Here is an 18,917-nt window from a genome sequence, read left to right as displayed (position 1 = left end):
GCGCCCAGGAGGCCGGCGTGGGGTCCGGTGGGGTTTGAATGCTGGGTGGTCGTAGCGTGTTCGCATGAGTGTGAGCGGTGCTCGGGGTGGGGCCGAACGGCTCGTCGTGATCGGCGGCGACGCCGCGGGGATGTCCGCGGCGTCGCAGGCGCGGCGGCTGCGCGGCCCCGACGAGCTGGAGATCGTGGCGTTCGAACGCGGCCACTTCACGTCCTACTCGGCGTGCGGCATCCCGTACTGGGTGGGCGGCGACGTCCCCGAACGCGATCAGCTGATCGCCCGCTCGCCGCGGGAGCACCGCGCGCGGGACATCGACCTGCGCATGCGCACCGAGGTCACGGAGATCGACGTGGCCCGGCAACGGGTACGCGCGCGTGACGTCGATTCCGGTGCCGAGTCCTGGACGTCGTACGACAAGCTGGTGATCGCGACCGGAGCCCGGCCCGTACGCCCCGACCTGCCGGGGATCGACGCGCCCGGCGTGCACGGCGTGCAGACCCTGGACGACGGCCAGGCCCTGCTGGACACGCTGGCGCAGACCGAGGGCCGCCGCGCGGTCGTCGTCGGCGCGGGCTACATCGGTGTGGAGATGGCCGAAGCGCTCATCAACCGTGGCTACGAGGTGACGGTCGTCAACCGGGGCGCGGAACCCATGGCCACGCTCGACCCGGACATGGGCCGGCTGGTGCACCGGGCCATGGAGGGCCTGGGCATCACCATGGTCAACGACGCGCCCGTCACCAAGCTGCTCACGGGGGACGACGGCCGGGTGCGGGCGGTGGCGACGGAGGACGCCGAGTTCCCGGCCGACGTGGTCGTCCTCGGGATCGGTGTGCGCCCGCAGACGGCGCTCGCCCGGGCGGCGGGGCTGCCGCTCGGCCGCCACGGGGGGCTGCTCACCGACCTGGCGATGCGCGTCCGGGGCCAGGAGAACATCTGGTCGGGCGGTGACTGCGTCGAAGTGCTCGATCTGGTTTCCGGCCAGGAGCGGCACATCGCCCTCGGCACCCACGCCAACAAGCACGGCCAGGTCATCGGCACCAACGTCGGCGGCGGTTACGCCACCTTCCCTGGCGTGGTCGGCACGGCGGTGAGCAAGGTCTGCGACCTGGAGATCGCCCGTACCGGGCTGCGCGAGAAGGACGCCCGCCGGGTGGGGCTGCGGTTCGAGACGGTCACCATCGAGTCGACCAGCCGGGCCGGCTACTACCCCGGCGCCTCCCCCATGACGGTGAAGATGCTCGCCGAGCGCGGCACGGGCCGTCTCCTCGGGGTGCAGATCGTGGGCCGGGAGGGCGCGGCCAAGCGCGTGGACGTCGCCGCGGTGGCGCTGACCGCGCGGATGACGGTCGAGGAGATGACGGCCCTGGACCTGGGCTACGCGCCGCCGTTCTCACCGGTGTGGGACCCGGTCCTGGTGGCGGCCCGCAAGGCGGCGACCAAGGTACGCGCAACCACCCCCACCGGCCCGCCCCGCTGATCCCCCGGCCGCTGCGCCACGAACACGCTGAAGCCCCCGGCCAGGGCGGGCCGGGGCAGACGGTCTCACCAAGGACCCCCACCGCAACCCTCCCGGCCCACCCCCCAGCGCCCCGTGACAGCGCCCCCAAAGGGGCGCGAGGAACTGCGCGACCAGCCACGACAGAGCCGCAGACGAACGACGACATAGCGCGGCAGGACCAGCGGAGCTACGCCGTGCCGCTGATTCGTGGTAGCGATGCCACGGACGCGCTGGACGTCATGGCCTGTGGCTGCTCCGCGGCGGGCTTCGCGTGGGAGGCGGTCGCGCGGACGGATCGCAGGCGGTGGCTGACCGCCTCGTCGAGGGTCACCGGCCGCTGCATCTGCGCGGCGAGCCGCCCGGCCTCCTGGCCGAGCCGGGCGACGTCCTCCCAGGGGAGCCGCACCACGAGGGAGATCTCCGCCTCGCCGTCCGGCATGGCCTGCATCGCGGGGAATGTCTGAGGGGTGACTCGGTCGTTCATCGCCTGGTCCTCACGTCGGTTGCCAAGGGATACGCAGCCGCGCCCGGCGGCGTTCACCGATTCGCCCGCCGCGTCGCGGGCAGTACTCCTGTGTGGTCATCCCCGTCCATGACGTGAACCCGGTGCGCGGCACCCCCTGGGTGACGTACGCGCTGATCGCCGCGAACTTCGTCGTCTTCCTGGCCACGCCCGGCATAGCCGGTTCCGTGGCCGGCGGCGGCGATCTGGCGCAGCTGTGTCATCTCCAGGCGTTCATGGACCACTACGCGGCGGTGCCCCGGGAGCTGATCCACGATCAGTTGCCACGGCTGGTCCCGACCGGCGCCGTGGGTGTCGGCCCGCAGGGGCCGGGCTGTGTGGTGGCCCCGCCGGCCTACGACAAGTCGCCGCCGCTGTCGGTCTTCACGGCGATGTTCGTGCACGGCGGCTGGCTGCACCTGCTGGGCAACATGCTGTTCCTGCTGATCTTCGGCAACAACGTCGAGGACCGGATGGGCCACGTCCGGTACTTCGTCTTCTACGTCGTCTGCGGCTACGCGGCCGGGTACGGCTACGCGCTGCTCAACGCCTCCTCGGCCGAACCGCTGATCGGCGCGTCCGGCGCGATCGCCGGCGTCCTCGGCGCCTATCTGGTGCTGTATCCGAAGGCGCGGGTCTGGGTCCTCGTGCCGTTCCTGATCTTCCTGCCGCTCAGGCTGCCGGCCTGGCTGGTGCTGGGGTTCTGGTTCCTGCTCCAGGCGGTGTACTCGTCCGGTCTCGGCGTCTCCGGCGCCGGAACGGTGGCGTACGCGGCGCACATCGTCGGCTTCGTCGTCGGCATGCTGTTCGCGCTGCCGCTGCGGCCGGGCACCCCGCCCCCGCCGGAGCCGCCCCGGCTGCTGTTCGGCAGGCAGGCGCGGCCCTGGCAGACGTGGTGAGTCAGCGGGCGGTGCGGGTGTGCACGTACTCCACGAGCCGGGTCAGCGCGTCCGGGTCGGTTTCGGGCTGCACGCCGTGCCCGAGGTTGAAGACGTGGCCCTCCAGTCCGGCCGCCGCGTCCAGCACCTCCCGGGTCTTCGCCTCGACGGCATCCTCGCCGGCGAAGAGGACCGTCGGGTCGAGGTTGCCCTGGAGCGCCTTGCCGGGGCCGACGCGGCGGGCCGCCTCGTCGAGCGGTACGCGCCAGTCGACGCCGACGACGTCCGCGCCGGCCTCGCCCATGAGGTTCAGCAACTCGCCGGTGCCGACGCCGAAGTGGATGCGCGGGACGCCGTATCCGGCGACGGCGGCGAACACCTTGGCGGAGGCCGGCAGCACGGAGCGCCGGTAGTCGTCGGGGGCGAGCGCGCCGGCCCAGGAGTCGAACAGCTGGACCGCCGAGGCGCCCGCCTCGATCTGCACCTTGAGGAAGGCGGCAGTGATGCCGGCGAGACGGTCGAGCAGGTCGGCCCACAGTCCGGGGTCGCCGTACATCATCGCCTTCGCGTTGTGGTACGTCCGGGAAGGCCCGCCCTCGACGAGATAGCTGGCCAGGGTGAACGGGGCGCCGGCGAAGCCGATGAGCGGGGTCGGCCCGAGTTCGCGGGTGAGCAGTCCGATGGCCTCGGTGACGTAGGTGACGTCCTCGGGGGTGAGGTCGCGCAGCTGGTCGAGGTCGGCCCGGGTGCGCACGGGGCGCTCGACGACCGGGCCGACGCCGGGCTTGATGTCGAGGTCGACGCCGATGGCCTTGAGCGGGACGACGATGTCGCTGTAGTAGATCGCCGCGTCCACGTGGTGCCGGCGCACCGGCTGGAGCGTGATCTCGGTGACCAGTTCGGGGCGGGTGCAGGACTCCAGCATCCCGATGCCCTCGCGCACCTTGCGGTACTCGGGCAGGGAGCGGCCGGCCTGGCGCATGAACCACACAGGGGTGTGCGGCACGGGTTCGCGTCGGCACGCCTTGAGGAAGGCGCTGTCGTACGTGGCTGTCGGCTGCTGGCCCGTGGGGCTTGCGTTGGCACTCACGACGGAAAGTCTCGCACGGCGCCGAACCCGGCCGGACCAGGCCCTGCACCGGGGGCGGCGGCGTCCTCGGCCGTGTCCTTAGGTGGTGTCTCTCCCTGCGCGAAGCGCCCGTTCCCCTTACTCTTCCCCGCATGGCTGCGGCTCAGGGACGACTGTCGGACGGCGCTGGTGGGATGGACGAGGGGAAGGGGGGCCGGGAGACGGACCGGCACACGGACAGTTCGGCTCCGCCGGCTTTCCAGGCCGCGGTCGAGGCGCTGCGGACCGCGCGGCTGCGACCGCAGATCGAGGTGGATCCGACGCCCGCGCCCCAGCGGCTCGCCCCCTTCGCGTACGCCCTGGAGGCGGCGGTCGTCGACGGCGACCAGGATCTGGCCGACGGACGGCTGATCATGCTGCACGACCCGGCCGGGCACGATGCCTGGCGCGGTGCCTTCCGGCTGGTGACGCTGGTGCGCGCGGAGCTGGAGCCGGAGATGGCGGCCGATCCGCTGCTGCCGGAGGTGTGCTGGTCGTGGCTGACCGGTGCGCTCCAGGCGCGCGGGCTGTCGTACGGCGAGCCGAGCGGCACCGTGACCCGCGCGGGCTCGCACTACTTCGGCGGTCTTTCCCCGCGTCCGCCCGCCTCGCAGATCGAGATCCGGGCCTCCTGGACGCCCCGGGAGGGGCTGGCCGGGGTGCCGGACACGGCGGCCCATCTGGCCTCCTGGTGCGATCTGCTGGCGCAGCTCGCGGGGCTGCCGCCGGCCGCCCCCGGCGACGCGTCGGTGGTGACCCTGCCGCAGCGCAGGGACCCGCAGTCCCGCTGACGGCCCCGGCCACCGGAGACGATCACCCTTTCATTGACCATCTCTTTGTCGATACGGCCACTTTCGATCCTCGAAGCGAACCCGCTCGAACCGACTCGTTCTTCGGTTGATCGATCGCGCGTCCGAATTGCACGGAATGTTCTCACCAGATCGTGATCATTCTCTAAAGCCGAACGGGTTTGGTGCCGAAGACGACTGTGACCTTGAAAGCACGGTTCGTCCCGGCTTCACCCCCCACGAGCCGGCCCCGTCCCGCACCCCAGGAGGCCTGGTGTCCGTTCTCCTTGAGCAACCCGCAAGCCTGGTCGCCTACCGCCCGAACAAGCCGACCGCCATGGTGGTCGTGGCCGACCCGCGCGTCCGCTCCACCGTCACCCGCCATCTGTGGGCGCTCGGTGTGCGCGATGTCATCGAGGCCTCGTCCGTCGCGGAGGCTCGTCCCCGCATCGGCAACCCCCGCGACATCTGCGTCGCCGACGTCCATCTGCCGGACGGTTCCGGCCTGACCCTGCTGTCCGAGACCCGAGCCGCGGGCTGGCCCAACGGCCTTGCGCTGTCCGCCGCCGACGACATCGGCGCCGTGCGCAACGCACTGGCCGGCGGGGTCAAGGGCTACGTCGTCACCGGCACCCGGACCAACATCGGGCTCCCCACCCGACCGGGCGCCGCCCCCATCGGCGCGGCCGCCGCCCGTATGCACCGCCGCCCCCCGGGCGCCCCGAGCCACCCGGGCGGCTACCGTGAACTGTCCGGCCGCGAGGTCGAGGTGCTGCGTCTGGTCGCCGAGGGCCAGTCGAACAAGGCGATCGGCGTCTCGATGGGCCTGTCCGCACTGACCGTCAAGAGCCATCTCGCCCGCATCGCCCGCAAGCTGGGCACCGGTGACCGGGCCGGCATGGTCGCCGTGGCCCTGCGCACCGGCATCATCCACTGAGCCCGCCGGCGACGGCCGGATCCGTATGCCGGCCCCGCACCCGCGTGCGCGGGACCGTCAGCCGTTCACCGGCGGTGTCCCCCGCCGATCGTGTCCTTGTCTTCCTACCGACCTGACTTGTTTACGACCCCCCGGCGCCCGTCGACGGAACGTTCCGTCGACGGGCGCCTTCCACACACGGATACCCTTGACAGGTGACCGACGCCCAAGAGACCGCAGCAGACATGCCACTGCGCACCACCGGAGGGACCCCTCCGGACGACGGCGGATCTTCTGCGGCGGGGGCGCCGATCCCTTTGCTCGCACCGCGTGAGGGCGTTCCCCCCGTGATCGCCGACGAGTCCGCGCTGGCCGCGACGGTGGCCGCCTTCGCAGCGGGCACCGGCCCCGTCGCCGTCGACGCCGAACGCGCCTCCGGCTACCGCTACGGCCAGCGGGCCTATCTGGTGCAGCTGCGGCGCGCGGGCGCGGGGACCGCGCTGATCGACCCGGTCGCCTGCCCCGACCTGTCCGGGCTCGGCGAGGCGCTGGCCGACACCGAGTGGGTGCTGCACGCCGCCACCCAGGACCTGCCGTGCCTGCGCGACATAGGCATGGTGCCCAGCCGCCTGTTCGACACGGAACTGGCGGGCCGGCTCGCCGGGTTCCCGCGGGTCGGCCTCGGCGCGATGGTCGAGGGCGTCCTGGGCTTCGTCCTGGAGAAGGGCCACTCGGCCGTCGACTGGTCCACCCGGCCGCTGCCCGAGCCATGGCTGCGCTACGCCGCCCTGGACGTGGAACTGCTGGTCGACCTGCGCGATGCGCTGGAGAAGGAGCTGGACCGGCAGGGCAAGCTGGACTGGGCCCTGCAGGAGTTCGCCGCGATCGCCTCGGCGCCGCCGCCCGAGCCCCGCAAGGAGCCCTGGCGGCGCACGTCCGGCATGCACAAGGTGCGGCGCCGGCGCCAGCTCGCCGTGGTGCGCGAGCTGTGGCAGACGCGGGACCGGATCGCCCAGCGGCGGGACATCTCACCGGGCAAGGTGCTCAGCGACGCGGCCATCGTGGAGGCGGCGCTCGCCCTGCCGGGCACCGCGCAGGCGCTCGCGGCACTGAACGGTTTCGGCCATCGCACCGGGCGGCGCCAGCTGGAGCAGTGGCAGGCCGCGGTGGACCGGGCCAGGACGCTGCCCGAGGTCGCGCTGCCGCAGCCGGGGCAGCCGGTCACCGGGCCGCCCCCGCCGCGGGCCTGGGCCGACAAGGACCCGGCCGCCGCCGCCCGACTGTCCGCGGCCCGCGCCGCGGTCTCGGCGCTGGCCGAACGGCTCGGCCTGCCGCAGGAGAACCTGATCGCGCCGGACACCGTGCGGCGGCTGTGCTGGGAGCCGCCCAAGCCCGCCGGCCCGGACTCCGTGGCCGCGGCCCTCGCCGGGTACGGGGCGAGACCGTGGCAGATCGAGCAGGTGACACCGGCGCTCGTGGCCGCGCTCTCGACCGGGGCAGAGACCGGCCAGGGGCCTTCCTAGCCTGCCGCGGGCGGCTCATCCGGTCGTACCCAGGGAACACCCGGAACGCCGGGTACAACGGCGTCGAGATCGCGGCAAGATCCTGGGACTCTTGGGGCGGCACGGCACGGCCGCCGCCGAATGTGTGACCTTCACCGCTGTCGCCTGCGGGACTGGGCAGTCACGTTACTGATAAGTAGCATGGGTTCCGAGCGCACGCTCAGCGTCGCGCGGCAGTGCCATCCCGCACCCTGGAGGAGAGCCATCGTGCCTCGTACCGTCAGGGACGTCGTCTTCGTCGACGGCGTCCGCACCCCGTTCGGCAAGGCGGGTCCGAAGGGCATCTACCACGAGACCCGCGCCGACGACCTCGTCGTGAAGGCGATCCGGGAGCTGCTGCGCCGCAACCCCGGTCTGGACCCGAAGCAGATCGACGACGTCGCCATCGCCGCGACCACGCAGATCGGCGACCAGGGCCTGACCCTGGGCCGCACGGCCGGCATCCTCGCCGGTCTCCCCCAGTCCGTGCCCGGCTACTCGATCGACCGGATGTGCGCCGGCGCACTGACCGCCGTCACCACCACCGCCGGTTCGATCGCCTTCGGCGCGTACGACGCCGTCATCGCCGGCGGTGTGGAGCACATGGGCCGCCACCCGATGGGCGAGGGCGTGGACCCGAACCCGCGCTTCGTCTCCGAGAAGCTGGTCGACGAGTCCGCCCTGTTCATGGGCATGACCGCGGAGAACCTGCACGACCGCTTCCCGCACCTGACCAAGTCGCGCGCCGACGCGTACGCGGTGCGTTCGCAGGAGAAGGCCGCCAAGGCGTACGCCAACGGCCGGATCCAGCAGGACCTGGTGCCGATCTCGGTGCGCCGCACCACCCCGGACAGCGGCGAGACCGGCTGGGGTCTGGTCACCGCCGACGAGCCGATGCGCCCCGGCACCACGCTGGAGAACCTGGCGAACCTGAAGACGCCGTTCCGGGTGCACGGCCGGGTCACCGCCGGCAACGCGGCCGGACTGAACGACGGCGCCACCGCCTCGATCATCGCCGCCGAGGACTTCGCCCGCGCGCACGACCTGCCGGTCAGGATGCGCCTCGTCTCGTACGCCTTCGCGGGCGTCGAGCCGGAGGTCATGGGCTACGGCCCGATCCCGGCCACCGAGAAGGCCCTCGCCAAGGCGGGCCTGTCCATCTCCGACATCGGCCTGTTCGAGATCAACGAGGCCTTCGCCGTCCAGGTGCTGGCCTTCCTCGACCACTACGGCATCGCGGACGACGACGAGCGCGTCAACCAGTACGGCGGCGCCATCGCCTTCGGCCACCCGCTGGCCTCCTCCGGCGTCCGGCTGATGACGCAGCTGGCCCGCCAGTTCGAGGAGCACCCGCACGTCCGCTACGGCCTGACGACCATGTGCGTCGGCTTCGGCATGGGCGCCACCGTCGTCTGGGAGAACCCGCACTTCGAGGGGGACAAGTGAGCACCACCGCGGATCTGTTGAAGGGTGCGGCCGAGCTGTTCCCCGACGAGGTCGTCACGCAGGCGCATGTGCGCCACCTCGACCTGCCGTCCGGCGCCGGCCGCTTCGCGCTGATCACGCTGGACAACGGCCTCGACCACACCAAGCCGACCACCTTCGGCCCGGCCTCGCTGGCGAACCTGAACGCCGCGATCGACCAGGTCGGCAAGGAGGCCGCGGACGGCGAGATCGTCGGCGTCGGCATCACCGGCAAGCCGTTCATCTTCGCGGTCGGCGCCGACCTCAAGGGCATCGAACTGCTGACGAGGCACGAGGACGCGCTCGCCATCGGCAAGGGCGGCCACGAGGTGTTCAAGCGCCTCGCCCACCTCGCGGTGCCGACCTTCGCCTACTACAACGGTGCCGCCATGGGCGGCGGCGTCGAGGTCGGCCTGCACTGCTCCTACCGCACGGTGTCCGAGGCCGTCCCCGCCTTCTCGCTGCCCGAGGTGTTCCTGGGCCTCGTGCCGGGCTGGGGCGGCTGCACCCTGCTGCCCAACCTGATCGGCGCCGACAAGGCCGTCTCGGTCATCATCGAGAACAGCCTCAACCAGAACAAGCAGCTGAAGGGCCGGCAGGTCCACGACCTGGGCATCGCCGACGCGATCTTCGAGGGCGCCGACTTCCTGGAGCGGTCGCTGGTGTGGACGGCCCAGGTGATCAAGGGCGAGATCGCGGTGGAGCGCCCGGTGATCGACCGCGGCGACGCCTGGGACCAGGCCGTCGCCAGGGGCCGCTTCCTCGCCGACGGCAAGGTGCACGGCGCGGCGCCGGCCGCCTACCGCGCCCTCGACATCATCGCCGCCGCCAAGGACGGCGACCTCCAGCCGGGCTTCGACGCCGAGGACCGGGCGCTCGCCGACCTGATCATGGGCGGCGAACTACGGGCCGGCATCTACGCGTTCAACCTGGTGCAGAAGCGCGGCAAGCGCCCGGCGGGCGCCCCGGACAAGAACCTGGCCCGTCCGGTCACCAAGGTCGGTGTCGTGGGCGCCGGCCTGATGGCCTCGCAGCTCGCCCTGCTCTTCCTGCGCCGCCTTGAGGTGCCGGTCGTACTGACCGACATCGACCAGGAGCGCGTCGACAAGGGTGTGGGCTACGTCCACGCCGAGATCGACAAGCTGCTCGGCAAGGGCCGTATCAACCAGGACAAGGCCAACCGCCTCAAGGCGCTGGTGACCGGTGTCCTGGACAAGGCCGAGGGCTTCTCCGACGCGGACTTCGTCATCGAGGCCGTGTTCGAGGAGATCGGCGTCAAGCAGCAGGTGTTCGCCGAGGTCGAGGCGGTCGCCCCGGCCCACGCGATCCTCGCCACCAACACCTCCTCCCTGTCCGTCACGGAGATGGCGTCGAAGCTGAAGCACCCCGAGCGGGTCGTGGGCTTCCACTTCTTCAACCCGGTCGCGGTCCTGCCGCTGCTGGAGATCGTGCGCGGCGAGCAGACGGACGACGCGTCGCTGGCGACCGCCTTCGCCGTGGCCAAGAAGCTGAAGAAGACCGCGGTCCTGGTCAAGGACGCCCCGGCGTTCGTCGTCAACCGCATCCTCACCCGCTTCATGGGCGAGATCCAGAACGTCATCGACGAGGGCACGCCGGTCGAGGTCGCGGAGAAGGCGGTGGAGCCGCTGGGCCTGCCGATGTCGCCGCTCGTCCTCCTGGAGCTGGTCGGCCCGGCGATCGGTCTGCATGTCTCGCAGACCCTCAACAGGGCGTTCCCGGACCGCTTCACGGTCTCCCCGAACCTGGCGGCCGTCGTCAAGGCCGGCAAGCGCGGCTTCTACGTCTACGACAGCGGCAAGCCGGAGCTGGACCCCGAGGTCGCCGCGCTCCTCAAGCAGGGCGACGTCGTCCTGACCGAGGAGCAGGTGCGGGCCCGGGTGCTGGACGCGGTGGCGCAGGAGATCGGGCTCATGCTCGACGAGGGCGTGGTCGCCGAGGCCCAGGACATCGACCTGTGCCTCATCACGGGCGCCGGCTGGCCCTTCCACCTGGGCGGCATCACACCGTACCTGGACCGCGAGGGCGTCTCCGCCCGCGTCAACGGCAAGCGTTTCCTGGCACCGGGCGTGGCCACCGTCCCGGCGTAGCGGAACGCCGACCGTCTTCGGGTGCCCGCACCCCCCAGCGGGGGGTGCGGGCACCCGCCCCAAAAGGGGCGCGGGCCTGTATCAATATGCGGCTCCGCCGCGCGGGCGCGAGCAACGACGACGCAGCCGCACACGACCGACGGCGGGTCGCACCCGAAGGGGGCGCGGGGCTGTATCAATATGCGGCTCCGCCGTGCGGGCGCGACCAGCCACGACGATGCCGCAGACAACCGACGGCAGCACACACCCCAAGGGGCGCGGGGCTGTATCAATATGCGGCTCCGCCGCGCGGGCGCGACCAACCACGCCGCCGCACACGACCGACGACGCATAGCGGCCCCACCGGCGGAGCGTTCAGGCGCTCCGCCAAGCCTCAAGGGCGAGCCCCGGTTCGGCCTTGCGACGGGTCAGCAGAAGCCGCCCCGTGGACGGGGACAACACCGCCGCGCTCACCCTGTCCCGCGCGTCCGTCGCGAGGGACACCGCGGCGTCCGCCGGCAGCTGCGGACCGGACTCGGTCCACCAGGCGCCCGCCGACTCCTGCTCCGTCGGGTAGGCGGCGAAGGCGACGCGGCCACTGGCCGAGCGCTGGGCCAGCAAGGTGCAGTCGTGTCCGTCCAGTTCGCAGCGGACCGCGTGGACCGGGCCGGGACCGGCGGACGGCAGGAGGGCGGCGGGCGGACCGCCGGGGCGCCAGGCGCAAAGGTGGCCGGAATCGTCCGTGTAGAAGAGGGTCGTGGCGTCGGGCGACGTGGCGAGGGCGTACAGCGTGCCCGGCCGGACCGACGCCTGGATCGCCTCCTCCAGGACCGGCCGGGAGCCCGGCTCCTCCTGACGCCAGTGCAGGATGCCGCCGGGCACCGCCGCGTACAGTTCGACGCGGCCCGACTCCCCGGTCACGGCCGCCGGTTCGTCCTGGACGTCGCGGCCCTTGAGGTCCTGCCAGGGGCCCCAGCCGCCCTTCTCCTTCTGGGCGAGCAGGCTCATGCCGCCGCCCTTGTTGCGGACGAAGACATGGGCACGGCCCTGCGCGTCGACGGCGACCGCGGGGGTTCCGGTGCGGGGGCCCTTCTTGTTCGGGTGACCGATCGGGTTCCAGTCGAGGGCGGCGAGGTGCGGGCGGAAGTGGGTGGAGTGCACCAGCCCTGACTCGCCCTTGGCGGTGGGGCGCCAGGAGACCAGGTGGGCGTAGCCGTCGCGGCCCTGCCCCAAGGCGAGGACGGGGTGCAGCTTCTGGTCGCCGCCCACCTTGCGCGGGGCACCCCAGGGCCCGTCCGGTCCGCGTTCCGCCCGGCACAGGACGGCGTCGTCCGACAGCAGGTACACACTGAGCCGACCGTCTCGGCCACGTATGAGCCAATCGCCGTTCACCACCTCACTCTAAGCCGCCCTTCCCCGGTCCCCCGGGGCACCCCCGCCCTGCTCACGGCGACGACGCGGCGACGCCCGCACACGCACCGGCCGATCCGGGTCGCGGCGCACGGCGTCCCCGAGGGGGCGGCACGGACGGGTCCGTAGGCCGTGGGACCCTGGTGGTATGGACGTGGTGGGGTCTGCGGTGCTCGTGGTCGTCGACGGGGCGAACGTGGTCGGGTCGGTGCCCGACGGCTGGTGGCGGGACCGGAAGGGCGCCGCCGAGCGGCTGCGGGACCGGCTGGCCGCCGACGGGCTGCCGGGCCGTCCGGCCCCCGTGGAGATCGTGCTCGTCGTGGAGGGCGCCGCGCGCGACGTGGCGTCGGTGCCCGGCGTGCGGGTGGAGGCGGCGGCGGGCAGCGGGGACGACCGTGTGGTCGAACTCGTGGCCGGGAGTCCGCACCGCCCCCGCCTCGTCATCACGGCCGACCGTGAACTGCGCCGCCGAGTCACCGAGTTGGGCGCGGAGGTGACCGGCCCACGCGCCGTACTGGGCTGAGCGAACCCCGCGCATCCCGAGGCGGGCGACCCACCGCGCCCGGCGCCGCCCCGGCCAACCACGGCACCGGCCACCACCGCACCCGGCGCCGCCCCAGGCCACCACAGCACCCGCCACCACCCCACCACACCCAGCGCCACCACGGACCGCCACGGCACCGGCGACCACGACACCGCCCCGCGTCACCACGGCACCGGCCACCGCGGCAGCGGCACCGCGCTACTCCCCCGTCACCCGCGCGTACAGCACCGCGCCGTCCACCTCGCCGACCCGTTCGTACTCGGTGGTCAGCAGGCGGTGCAGGGTGGGTACCCGGGCCGGGGCGTACGGCTTGCCGCGGGAGTCGTCGACGACCAGGGCGGGCGCGTGCGCGGCCAGTTCAGCCCGGAAGACCGGCCAGGCGCCACGGACGGCGTACTTCTCGCCCACCTGGGGCCCGTTGCGGCCGCCGCTGTAGTTGGTGAGCAGGCCGGCCGTGAGATAGCGGCTGGCGGGCGTGCGCGCGGCGAGCCAGTACGTCTCCGGGTGTATGCCCCACACCAGGACCCGGTCGCCGGGCGCCGTGCGGTCGCCGACCGCGGCGGCGAGCCGCTGGGCGTGCCCGAGGTCGGCGCGTGGCGCCAGCAGCCCCCAGGTCAGGAACAGGACGCAGCAGCAGAGGGTGGCACGGACCGCCGCCACCAGCCGCTTGCGCGGCAGGATCTGCAGCGCGGCGGTCGCCAACAGCGCGATCGCCGGCGTCAGTTGCAGGTAGTAGTGGCCGAAGAAGTGGAAGCCGACGGCGACCGCGGCGGCCGATGAGGCCAGCCACAGCCACAGGTCCCGCGCGCCGGTGCGCGCCACCCGCAGCGCCCGGACCACCGGCGGGATCAGCCCCGCACAGGCCACCGCCAGGATCGCCGTGTTGGCCACGGCACGGACCAGCACGTGCAGTTCGGAACCGGTGAAGGAGGCGTACGCGCCGGAACCGGTGACGGTCCAGAAGACGAAGCCCGCCGGGTCCGTGAGCAGGGCCGCGCACAGCACCGGCGCCGCAATGCCCGCCGACAGCCGCAGCACCCCGCCCGGCGGCGCGCCGCACCGGTGCAGCAGCCACACCACCGGCACCAGCACCGCCCCGCCGGTCTGCTTGGCGAGGAAGGCGCAGGCGACCGCCGCCCCGGCCGCACCCCAGCGGCGCCGGTCAGCGCACCACATGGCGGCGGCGGTGCAGGGCAGTATGAACACCTCGAAGGTGGCGGCCTGCGCGTCCTCGGGACTGAGCCCGACGGAGACCAGCAGGTACAGCACCCCGGCGGTGCGGCCCGCGGTGTCGTCCCAGCGGCGCCGGGCCAGGGAGGCAAGCAGCAGCGCGGTGCACAGCTGCGCGAGGACCGCCAGTACCCGTACCGGGGTCAGCGAACCCGATCCGAAGACCGCGAACGCGCCCTCGTACAGCCAGGGCACGAGCGGCGGTTTGCGGTCCACGACCGTCTCGTACAGCCGCCCGCCGCGCGCCAGCATCCGGGCCTGTACGGCGAGGTAGCCCTCGTCCGGGTTCCACAGCGGCCGGGCGAAGGACGGCACCCGGGTGACGCAGGCGAGCGCCGCCAGCAGCGGCAGCAGCCGCGCCCAGTACGCCGTCCGTACGGCTGCGGACCGTGGTGGGGCGAGCGGCGGGGCGAGCATGGTGAGCACGCTATCCGGCCCCGCACTCTCCACCGAAGCGGGACATACGGGACGGGGCCGGCGAGCCGGTCGATCACCGTGTGTTCCCCCTCACGCGCGCGTGCCGCGGGACGGAGGTACCGCCGGGGCGTCCTCGCCGCGGGCCAGGCGGCTGTGGGTGCGGCCGTACAGGAAGTAGACGACGAAGCCGATCACCATCCAGACGGCGAACCGCAGCCAGGTCTCGGCGGGCAGGTTCAGCATCAGCCACAGGGTGGCGGCGACGGACAGCACGGGGATGACCGGCACCCACGGGGTACGGAAGGCGCGGTGCAGGTCCGGCCGGGTGCGGCGGAGGATGACCACGCCGACCGCGACGACGACGAACGCGAACAGCGTGCCGATGTTCACCAGCTCGGCGAGTTCGCTCAGGCTGGTGAAGCCCGCGACGACCGCGATGACCACGCCGAGCAGGATGGTCGGCCGGTGCGGGGTGCGAAAGCGCGGGTGGACGTGGGAGAAGAAGCGCGGCAGCAGTCCGTCGCGGCTCATCGCGAAGAACACCCGGGTCTGGCCGAGCAGCAGGATCATGCAGACCGTGGTCAGGCCGACGGCGGCGCCGAAGCTGATGACCCCGGCGAACCACGGGTGCCCGGTGGCCTTGAAGGCGTCGGCGAGCGGAGCGTCGACGGAGAGCTGGGTGTAGTGCTGCATTCCGGTGACGACGACGGACACCGCCACGTACAGCACGGTGCACACGAGCAGGGAGCCGAGGATGCCGCGCGGCATGTCCCGCTGCGGGTTCTTGGTCTCCTCGGCTGCGGTGGCGACGACGTCGAAGCCGATGAACGCGAAGAAGACGACGGAGGCGGCGGTGAAGATGCCCATCACCCCGAAGTTGGCGGGCGCCCAGCCCACCAGCAGCTGGATCAGGGGCGCCTTGAGATCGCCGCCCGCGGTGACCGGCACCGGCTTCGGGATGAACGGCTTGTAGTTGCCGGCGTGGATGAAGAAGGCACCGGCGATGATCACGACGAGGACGACGGTCACCTTGATGGCGACGACGAGCCTGGTGACCCGGGCGGACAGCTTCATGCCGAGCACGAGGATGCCGGTGAGCACCAGGATCAGCACGGCGGCGAGGATGTCGAAGCCGAAGCCGTGCGCCCCTTCCCGGCCGCCGAGGTACGCCGGCAGGTGCCAGCCCGCGTTGTCCAGCAGCGCCCGGATGTACCCGGCCCAGCCGACGGCGACCACCGCCGTGCCGAGCGCCAGCTCCAGGACCAGGTCCCAGCCGATGATCCAGGCGGGCAGCTCGCCCAGGGAGGCGTACGAGAAGGTGTAGGCGGAGCCCGCCACCGGGAGGGTGGAGGCGAACTCGGCGTAGCAGAGCGCGGCGAGGGCGCAGACGACGCCGGCGGCGACGAAGGCCAGCGCGACCCCGGGTCCGGCGTTCTCCTTGGCGACCTTGCCGGTCAGCACGAAGATGCCGGTGCCGATGATGACACCGACGCCGAAGACCGTCAGGTCCAGCGCGGACAGGGACTTCTTGAGCGCGTGCTCCGGCTCCTCGGTATCGCGGATGGACTGCTCGACCTTCTTCGTACGGAAGACGGTGTTGCTCACGGCATACCTCCCACGCTCGGCGTCCTCGACATGATCGAGAGGGGGCGTGGAACGTATGCCCCGGAACGGGCACATTCACGCAAACGGGCCGGTTCCGCCACTCTTCACCGTGGCGGTACCGGCCCGTCCGGGCGCTCAGTCGCGGGCCCGCTCCACCGGGTCGATGTCGGCCGTGGGCGCATCGAAGCGGCCGTCCAGCCGGGCGACGAGCCCGGTGACCTGGCGGGCGATGTCGGGTGCGGTCAGCCCGATCTCGGCCAGGACCTCGGCGCGCGAGGCGTGGTCGAGGAAGCGCGGCGGGATGCCGAAGTCACGCAGCGGCATGTCGACGCCCGCGTCCCGCAGGGCCTGGGCGACGGCCGAGCCGACGCCGCCGACGCGGGAGTTGTCCTCGACGGTGACGACCACCCGGTGCCGTTCGGCGAGCGGCGCCATGGCCTCGTCGACGGGCTTGACCCAGCGCGGGTCGACGACGGTGGTGGTGATGCCCTGCTTGTCGAGCAGGCCGGCGATCTCCAGGCACATCGGCGCGAGCGCGCCCACGGAGACCAGCAGCACGTCCGGGGTGGCGGTGCCGGGCTCGCGCAGTACGTCCATGCCGCCGACGCGGCCCACGGCGGGTACGGCGGGGCCGACCGCGCCCTTGGAGAAGCGCACGACGGTCGGCGCGTCCTCGACCGCGACGGCCTCCCGCAGTTGGGCGCGCACCTGGTCGGCGTCGCGCGGCGCGGCGAGCCGGAGGCCGGGCACGACCTGGAGGATCGACATGTCCCACATGCCGTTGTGGGAGGCGCCGTCGCTGCCGGTGACCCCGGCCCGGTCCAGCACGAAGGTCACCCCGCACTTGTGCAGGGCCACGTCCATCAGCACCTGGTCGAAGGCGCGGTTGAGGAAGGTGGCGTACACGGCGAAGACGGGGTGCACCCCGGCGTGCGCCAGGCCCGCCGCCGACACGGCGCCGTGCTGCTCGGCGATCCCGACGTCGTAGACCCGGTCAGGGAACTCCTTGGCGAACTTCTCCAGGCCGACGGGCTGGAGCATGGCGGCGGTGATGGCGACGATGTCCTCGCGCTCCCGGCCCAGCTCGACCATCTCGTTGCCGAACACCGAGGTCCAGTCGGCGCCGGAGCTGGCGATCGGCAGGCCGGTGTCGGGGTGGATCTTGCCGACGGCGTGGAAGCGGTCGGCCTCGTCCTGGAGGGCGGGCTGGTAGCCGCGCCCCTTCTCGGTGAGGCAGTGCACGATGACCGGGCCGCCGAACCGCTTCGCGCGGGACAGCGCGGACTCCAGCGCCTCGATGTCGTGGCCGTCGATCGGGCCGACGTACTTCAGACCCAGGTCCTCGAACAGGCCCTGCGGCGCGATGAAGTCCTTGAGGCCCTTCTTGGCGCCGTGGAGCGTATCGTACAGCGGCTTGCCGACGACCGGGGTGCGCCCGAGGAGGTCCTTGGTGCGGGCCAGGAAACGCTCGTAGCCGTCCGTCGTGCGCAGCGTGGCGAGGTGGTTGGCGAGGCCGCCGATGGTCGGCGCGTACGACCGTTCGTTGTCGTTGACGACGATGACCAGCGGGCGGTCCTTGGCGTCGGCGATGTTGTTGAGGGCCTCCCAGGCCATGCCGCCGGTGAGCGCCCCGTCACCGATGACGGCGGCGACGTGGGCATCGCGCCGCAGCTGCTGGTTGGCCTTGGCGATGCCGTCGGCCCAGCCGAGGACCGTGGAGGCGTGGGAGTTCTCGATGACGTCGTGCTCGGACTCGGCCTGCGAGGGGTAGCCGGACAGGCCGCCCTTCATCTTCAGCTTGGAGAAGTCCTGCCGTCCGGTGAGCAGTTTGTGCACATATGACTGGTGACCGGTGTCCCACAGGACCTTGTCCTTGGGGGACTCGAAGACCCGGTGCAGGGCGATGGTCAGCTCGACCACTCCGAGGTTGGGCCCGAGGTGGCCGCCGGTCTTGGCGACCGCGTCCACGAGGAAGGTCCGGATCTCCTGCGCCAGCTGGTCCAGCTCCTCCAGGCTGAGCCGGTCCAGATCGCGCGGTCCCCTGATGCGGGTCAGCAGCGGCACCCGTGCCTCCTTGCAATAGAGCTGATCGACCATTACCGGGCCCACCGAGTCTAATGTTCCCCCCACACCCCCACCCCAAGGGGCACGAGAAACCCCCACCCACCCCCACACAAAACCGACAACACCGTCACCCCCCACACCCCCCAGGGCCGCGAGGAACTGCGCGCCCAACCACAACGCACCCGCACCCAACCAACAACACCAGCCCCCTCTGAAGTTCCCCCCTGATCTTGGACAGGGGTTGCTTACGCTGCGGGGGTGAAGTCGTGCTGCAGCCTGGCTCGGGTTTCGAGTGGGGTGAGGTACCCGAACTCGGGGTGCTTGCGGAGCCTGGTCCGGTTGTACTCGACTTCGATGAAGCGGAAGACGTCGGCCCGGGCGGCCTCGCGGCTCTCCCAGATGGTGGTGCCGATCTCCGCTTTTAGCAGTCCGAAGAAGCTCTCGGCTGCGGCGTTATCGTAGCATATGCCGGTTCTTCCCATGCTCTGCCGCAGGCTCAACGTCCTTATCTCGCATCGGAATTCGCTGCTTGTGTACTCGCTGCCGCGATCGGTGTGCATGATGCAGCCGGGCTGAAGGTCGCCGCGGCCGGCGGCCATGCGCAGGGCGTCGGTGACCAGTTCGGCGCGGTGATGGTCAGCCATCGCGTATCCGATCACCTCGCGGGTCGCCAGGTCGATGACGGTCGCCAGGTACCACCAGCCTTCGATCGTCGGCAGATACGTGATGTCGCCGACCAGTCTCGTGCCGGCCTTCTTGGCGGTGAAGTCGCGGCCGACCAGGTCCGGGGCCGGGGCTGCCCTGGCGTCCTGCTTCGTCAGGTGGCGGCGCCGGCGACGGGTGATCCCGCGGATGTCGCGCT

General features: G+C 72.2%; 15 protein-coding genes. 8 read left to right on the top strand and 7 right to left on the bottom strand.

Annotated elements, in window-relative coordinates; translation table 11 throughout:
* Positions 1-64 precede the first annotated feature (64 nt).
* Positions 65-1,480 (top strand): FAD-dependent oxidoreductase, encoded by a 1,416-nt coding sequence (locus ACIRFL_RS37140; RefSeq protein ID WP_404037987.1) that lies wholly within the window; start codon positions 65-67, stop codon positions 1,478-1,480.
* Between the two features lie 208 nt (positions 1,481-1,688).
* On the opposite strand, the gene ACIRFL_RS37135 is transcribed toward ACIRFL_RS37140, so the two are convergent.
* Positions 1,689-1,985, bottom strand: a complete 297-nt coding sequence (locus ACIRFL_RS37135) for a hypothetical protein (protein ID WP_404037984.1) — start codon at positions 1,983-1,985, stop codon at positions 1,689-1,691.
* Positions 1,986-2,077: 92 nt separating this feature from the next.
* On the opposite strand from ACIRFL_RS37135, the gene ACIRFL_RS37130 reads away from it, so the two are divergent.
* Positions 2,078-2,902, top strand: a complete 825-nt coding sequence (locus ACIRFL_RS37130) for a rhomboid family intramembrane serine protease (RefSeq protein WP_404037981.1) — start codon at positions 2,078-2,080, stop codon at positions 2,900-2,902.
* Position 2,903: 1 nt separating this feature from the next.
* Here ACIRFL_RS37130 and hemE read toward each other — a convergent pair whose 3' ends face one another.
* A complete protein-coding gene (hemE, locus tag ACIRFL_RS37125; protein WP_404037979.1) occupies positions 2,904-3,971 on the bottom strand; it encodes a uroporphyrinogen decarboxylase in 1,068 nt (355 codons plus the stop codon).
* 131 nt (positions 3,972-4,102) lie between these two features.
* Here hemE and ACIRFL_RS37120 point away from each other — a divergent pair, with 131 nt between their 5' ends.
* The 5 genes from ACIRFL_RS37120 (at position 4,103) to ACIRFL_RS37100 (ending at position 10,806) form a co-directional block, all read left to right on the top strand.
* On the top strand, positions 4,103-4,780 hold the full coding sequence (locus tag ACIRFL_RS37120) for a DUF3000 domain-containing protein (protein WP_404037976.1): 678 nt from the start codon (positions 4,103-4,105) through the stop codon (positions 4,778-4,780).
* 271 nt (positions 4,781-5,051) lie between these two features.
* The gene (locus ACIRFL_RS37115) at positions 5,052-5,714 is read left to right on the top strand and encodes a response regulator transcription factor (protein WP_030041211.1); all 663 of its coding nucleotides are present in this window, start codon (positions 5,052-5,054) and stop codon (positions 5,712-5,714) included.
* A 194-nt stretch (positions 5,715-5,908) separates the two neighbouring features.
* Complete coding sequence (locus tag ACIRFL_RS37110) at positions 5,909-7,216, top strand: HRDC domain-containing protein (RefSeq protein ID WP_404037973.1); 1,308 nt, start codon at positions 5,909-5,911, stop codon at positions 7,214-7,216.
* Between the two features lie 246 nt (positions 7,217-7,462).
* Complete coding sequence (locus ACIRFL_RS37105; RefSeq protein WP_404037970.1) at positions 7,463-8,680, top strand: thiolase family protein; 1,218 nt, start codon at positions 7,463-7,465, stop codon at positions 8,678-8,680.
* The gene (locus tag ACIRFL_RS37100; RefSeq protein WP_404037967.1) at positions 8,677-10,806 is read left to right on the top strand and encodes a 3-hydroxyacyl-CoA dehydrogenase NAD-binding domain-containing protein; all 2,130 of its coding nucleotides are present in this window, start codon (positions 8,677-8,679) and stop codon (positions 10,804-10,806) included. The genes ACIRFL_RS37105 and ACIRFL_RS37100 overlap by 4 nt, the downstream gene beginning before the upstream one ends.
* A gap of 354 nt (positions 10,807-11,160) precedes the next feature.
* On the opposite strand, the gene ACIRFL_RS37095 is transcribed toward ACIRFL_RS37100, so the two are convergent.
* Positions 11,161-12,177, bottom strand: coding sequence for a hypothetical protein (locus ACIRFL_RS37095; RefSeq protein WP_404037964.1), 1,017 nt, complete (start codon positions 12,175-12,177; stop codon positions 11,161-11,163).
* Positions 12,178-12,343: 166 nt separating this feature from the next.
* Here ACIRFL_RS37095 and ACIRFL_RS37090 point away from each other — a divergent pair, with 166 nt between their 5' ends.
* Complete coding sequence (locus ACIRFL_RS37090) at positions 12,344-12,718, top strand: NTP pyrophosphohydrolase (protein WP_404037961.1); 375 nt, start codon at positions 12,344-12,346, stop codon at positions 12,716-12,718.
* A gap of 219 nt (positions 12,719-12,937) precedes the next feature.
* Here ACIRFL_RS37090 and ACIRFL_RS37085 read toward each other — a convergent pair whose 3' ends face one another.
* From ACIRFL_RS37085 to ACIRFL_RS37070, 4 genes are all read right to left on the bottom strand, one after another.
* Entirely contained in the window at positions 12,938-14,386 is a 1,449-nt protein-coding gene (locus ACIRFL_RS37085) for an ArnT family glycosyltransferase (RefSeq protein WP_404037959.1), read from the bottom strand.
* 90 nt (positions 14,387-14,476) lie between these two features.
* Complete coding sequence (locus tag ACIRFL_RS37080) at positions 14,477-15,991, bottom strand: amino acid permease (RefSeq protein WP_404037956.1); 1,515 nt, start codon at positions 15,989-15,991, stop codon at positions 14,477-14,479.
* A gap of 135 nt (positions 15,992-16,126) precedes the next feature.
* On the bottom strand, positions 16,127-18,055 hold the full coding sequence (gene dxs, locus ACIRFL_RS37075; protein ID WP_404037953.1) for a 1-deoxy-D-xylulose-5-phosphate synthase: 1,929 nt from the start codon (positions 18,053-18,055) through the stop codon (positions 16,127-16,129).
* Positions 18,056-18,300: 245 nt separating this feature from the next.
* Positions 18,301-18,917, bottom strand: a 617-nt coding sequence (locus tag ACIRFL_RS37070; protein ID WP_404037950.1) for an IS3 family transposase, incomplete at its 5' end; no start/stop codon positions are given.

It is taken from the genome of Streptomyces sp. NPDC102462 (assembly GCF_044765425.1).
Classification (GTDB): Bacteria; Actinomycetota; Actinomycetes; order Streptomycetales; family Streptomycetaceae; genus Streptomyces.
Note: the sequence above shows the minus strand (reverse complement) of the source record. Positions and strands in the feature narration are given on the sequence as shown.

Coding starts and splice junctions, on each gene's coding strand:
- ACIRFL_RS37140 (WP_404037987.1), top strand. CDS start 65: ATGAGTGTGAGCGGTGCTCGGGGTGGGGCCGAACGGCTCGTCGTGATC.
- ACIRFL_RS37135 (WP_404037984.1), bottom strand. CDS start 1,985: ATGAACGACCGAGTCACCCCTCAGACATTCCCCGCGATGCAGGCCATG.
- ACIRFL_RS37120 (WP_404037976.1), top strand. CDS start 4,103: ATGGCTGCGGCTCAGGGACGACTGTCGGACGGCGCTGGTGGGATGGAC.
- ACIRFL_RS37090 (WP_404037961.1), top strand. CDS start 12,344: ATGGACGTGGTGGGGTCTGCGGTGCTCGTGGTCGTCGACGGGGCGAAC.
- ACIRFL_RS37085 (WP_404037959.1), bottom strand. CDS start 14,386: ATGCTCGCCCCGCCGCTCGCCCCACCACGGTCCGCAGCCGTACGGACG.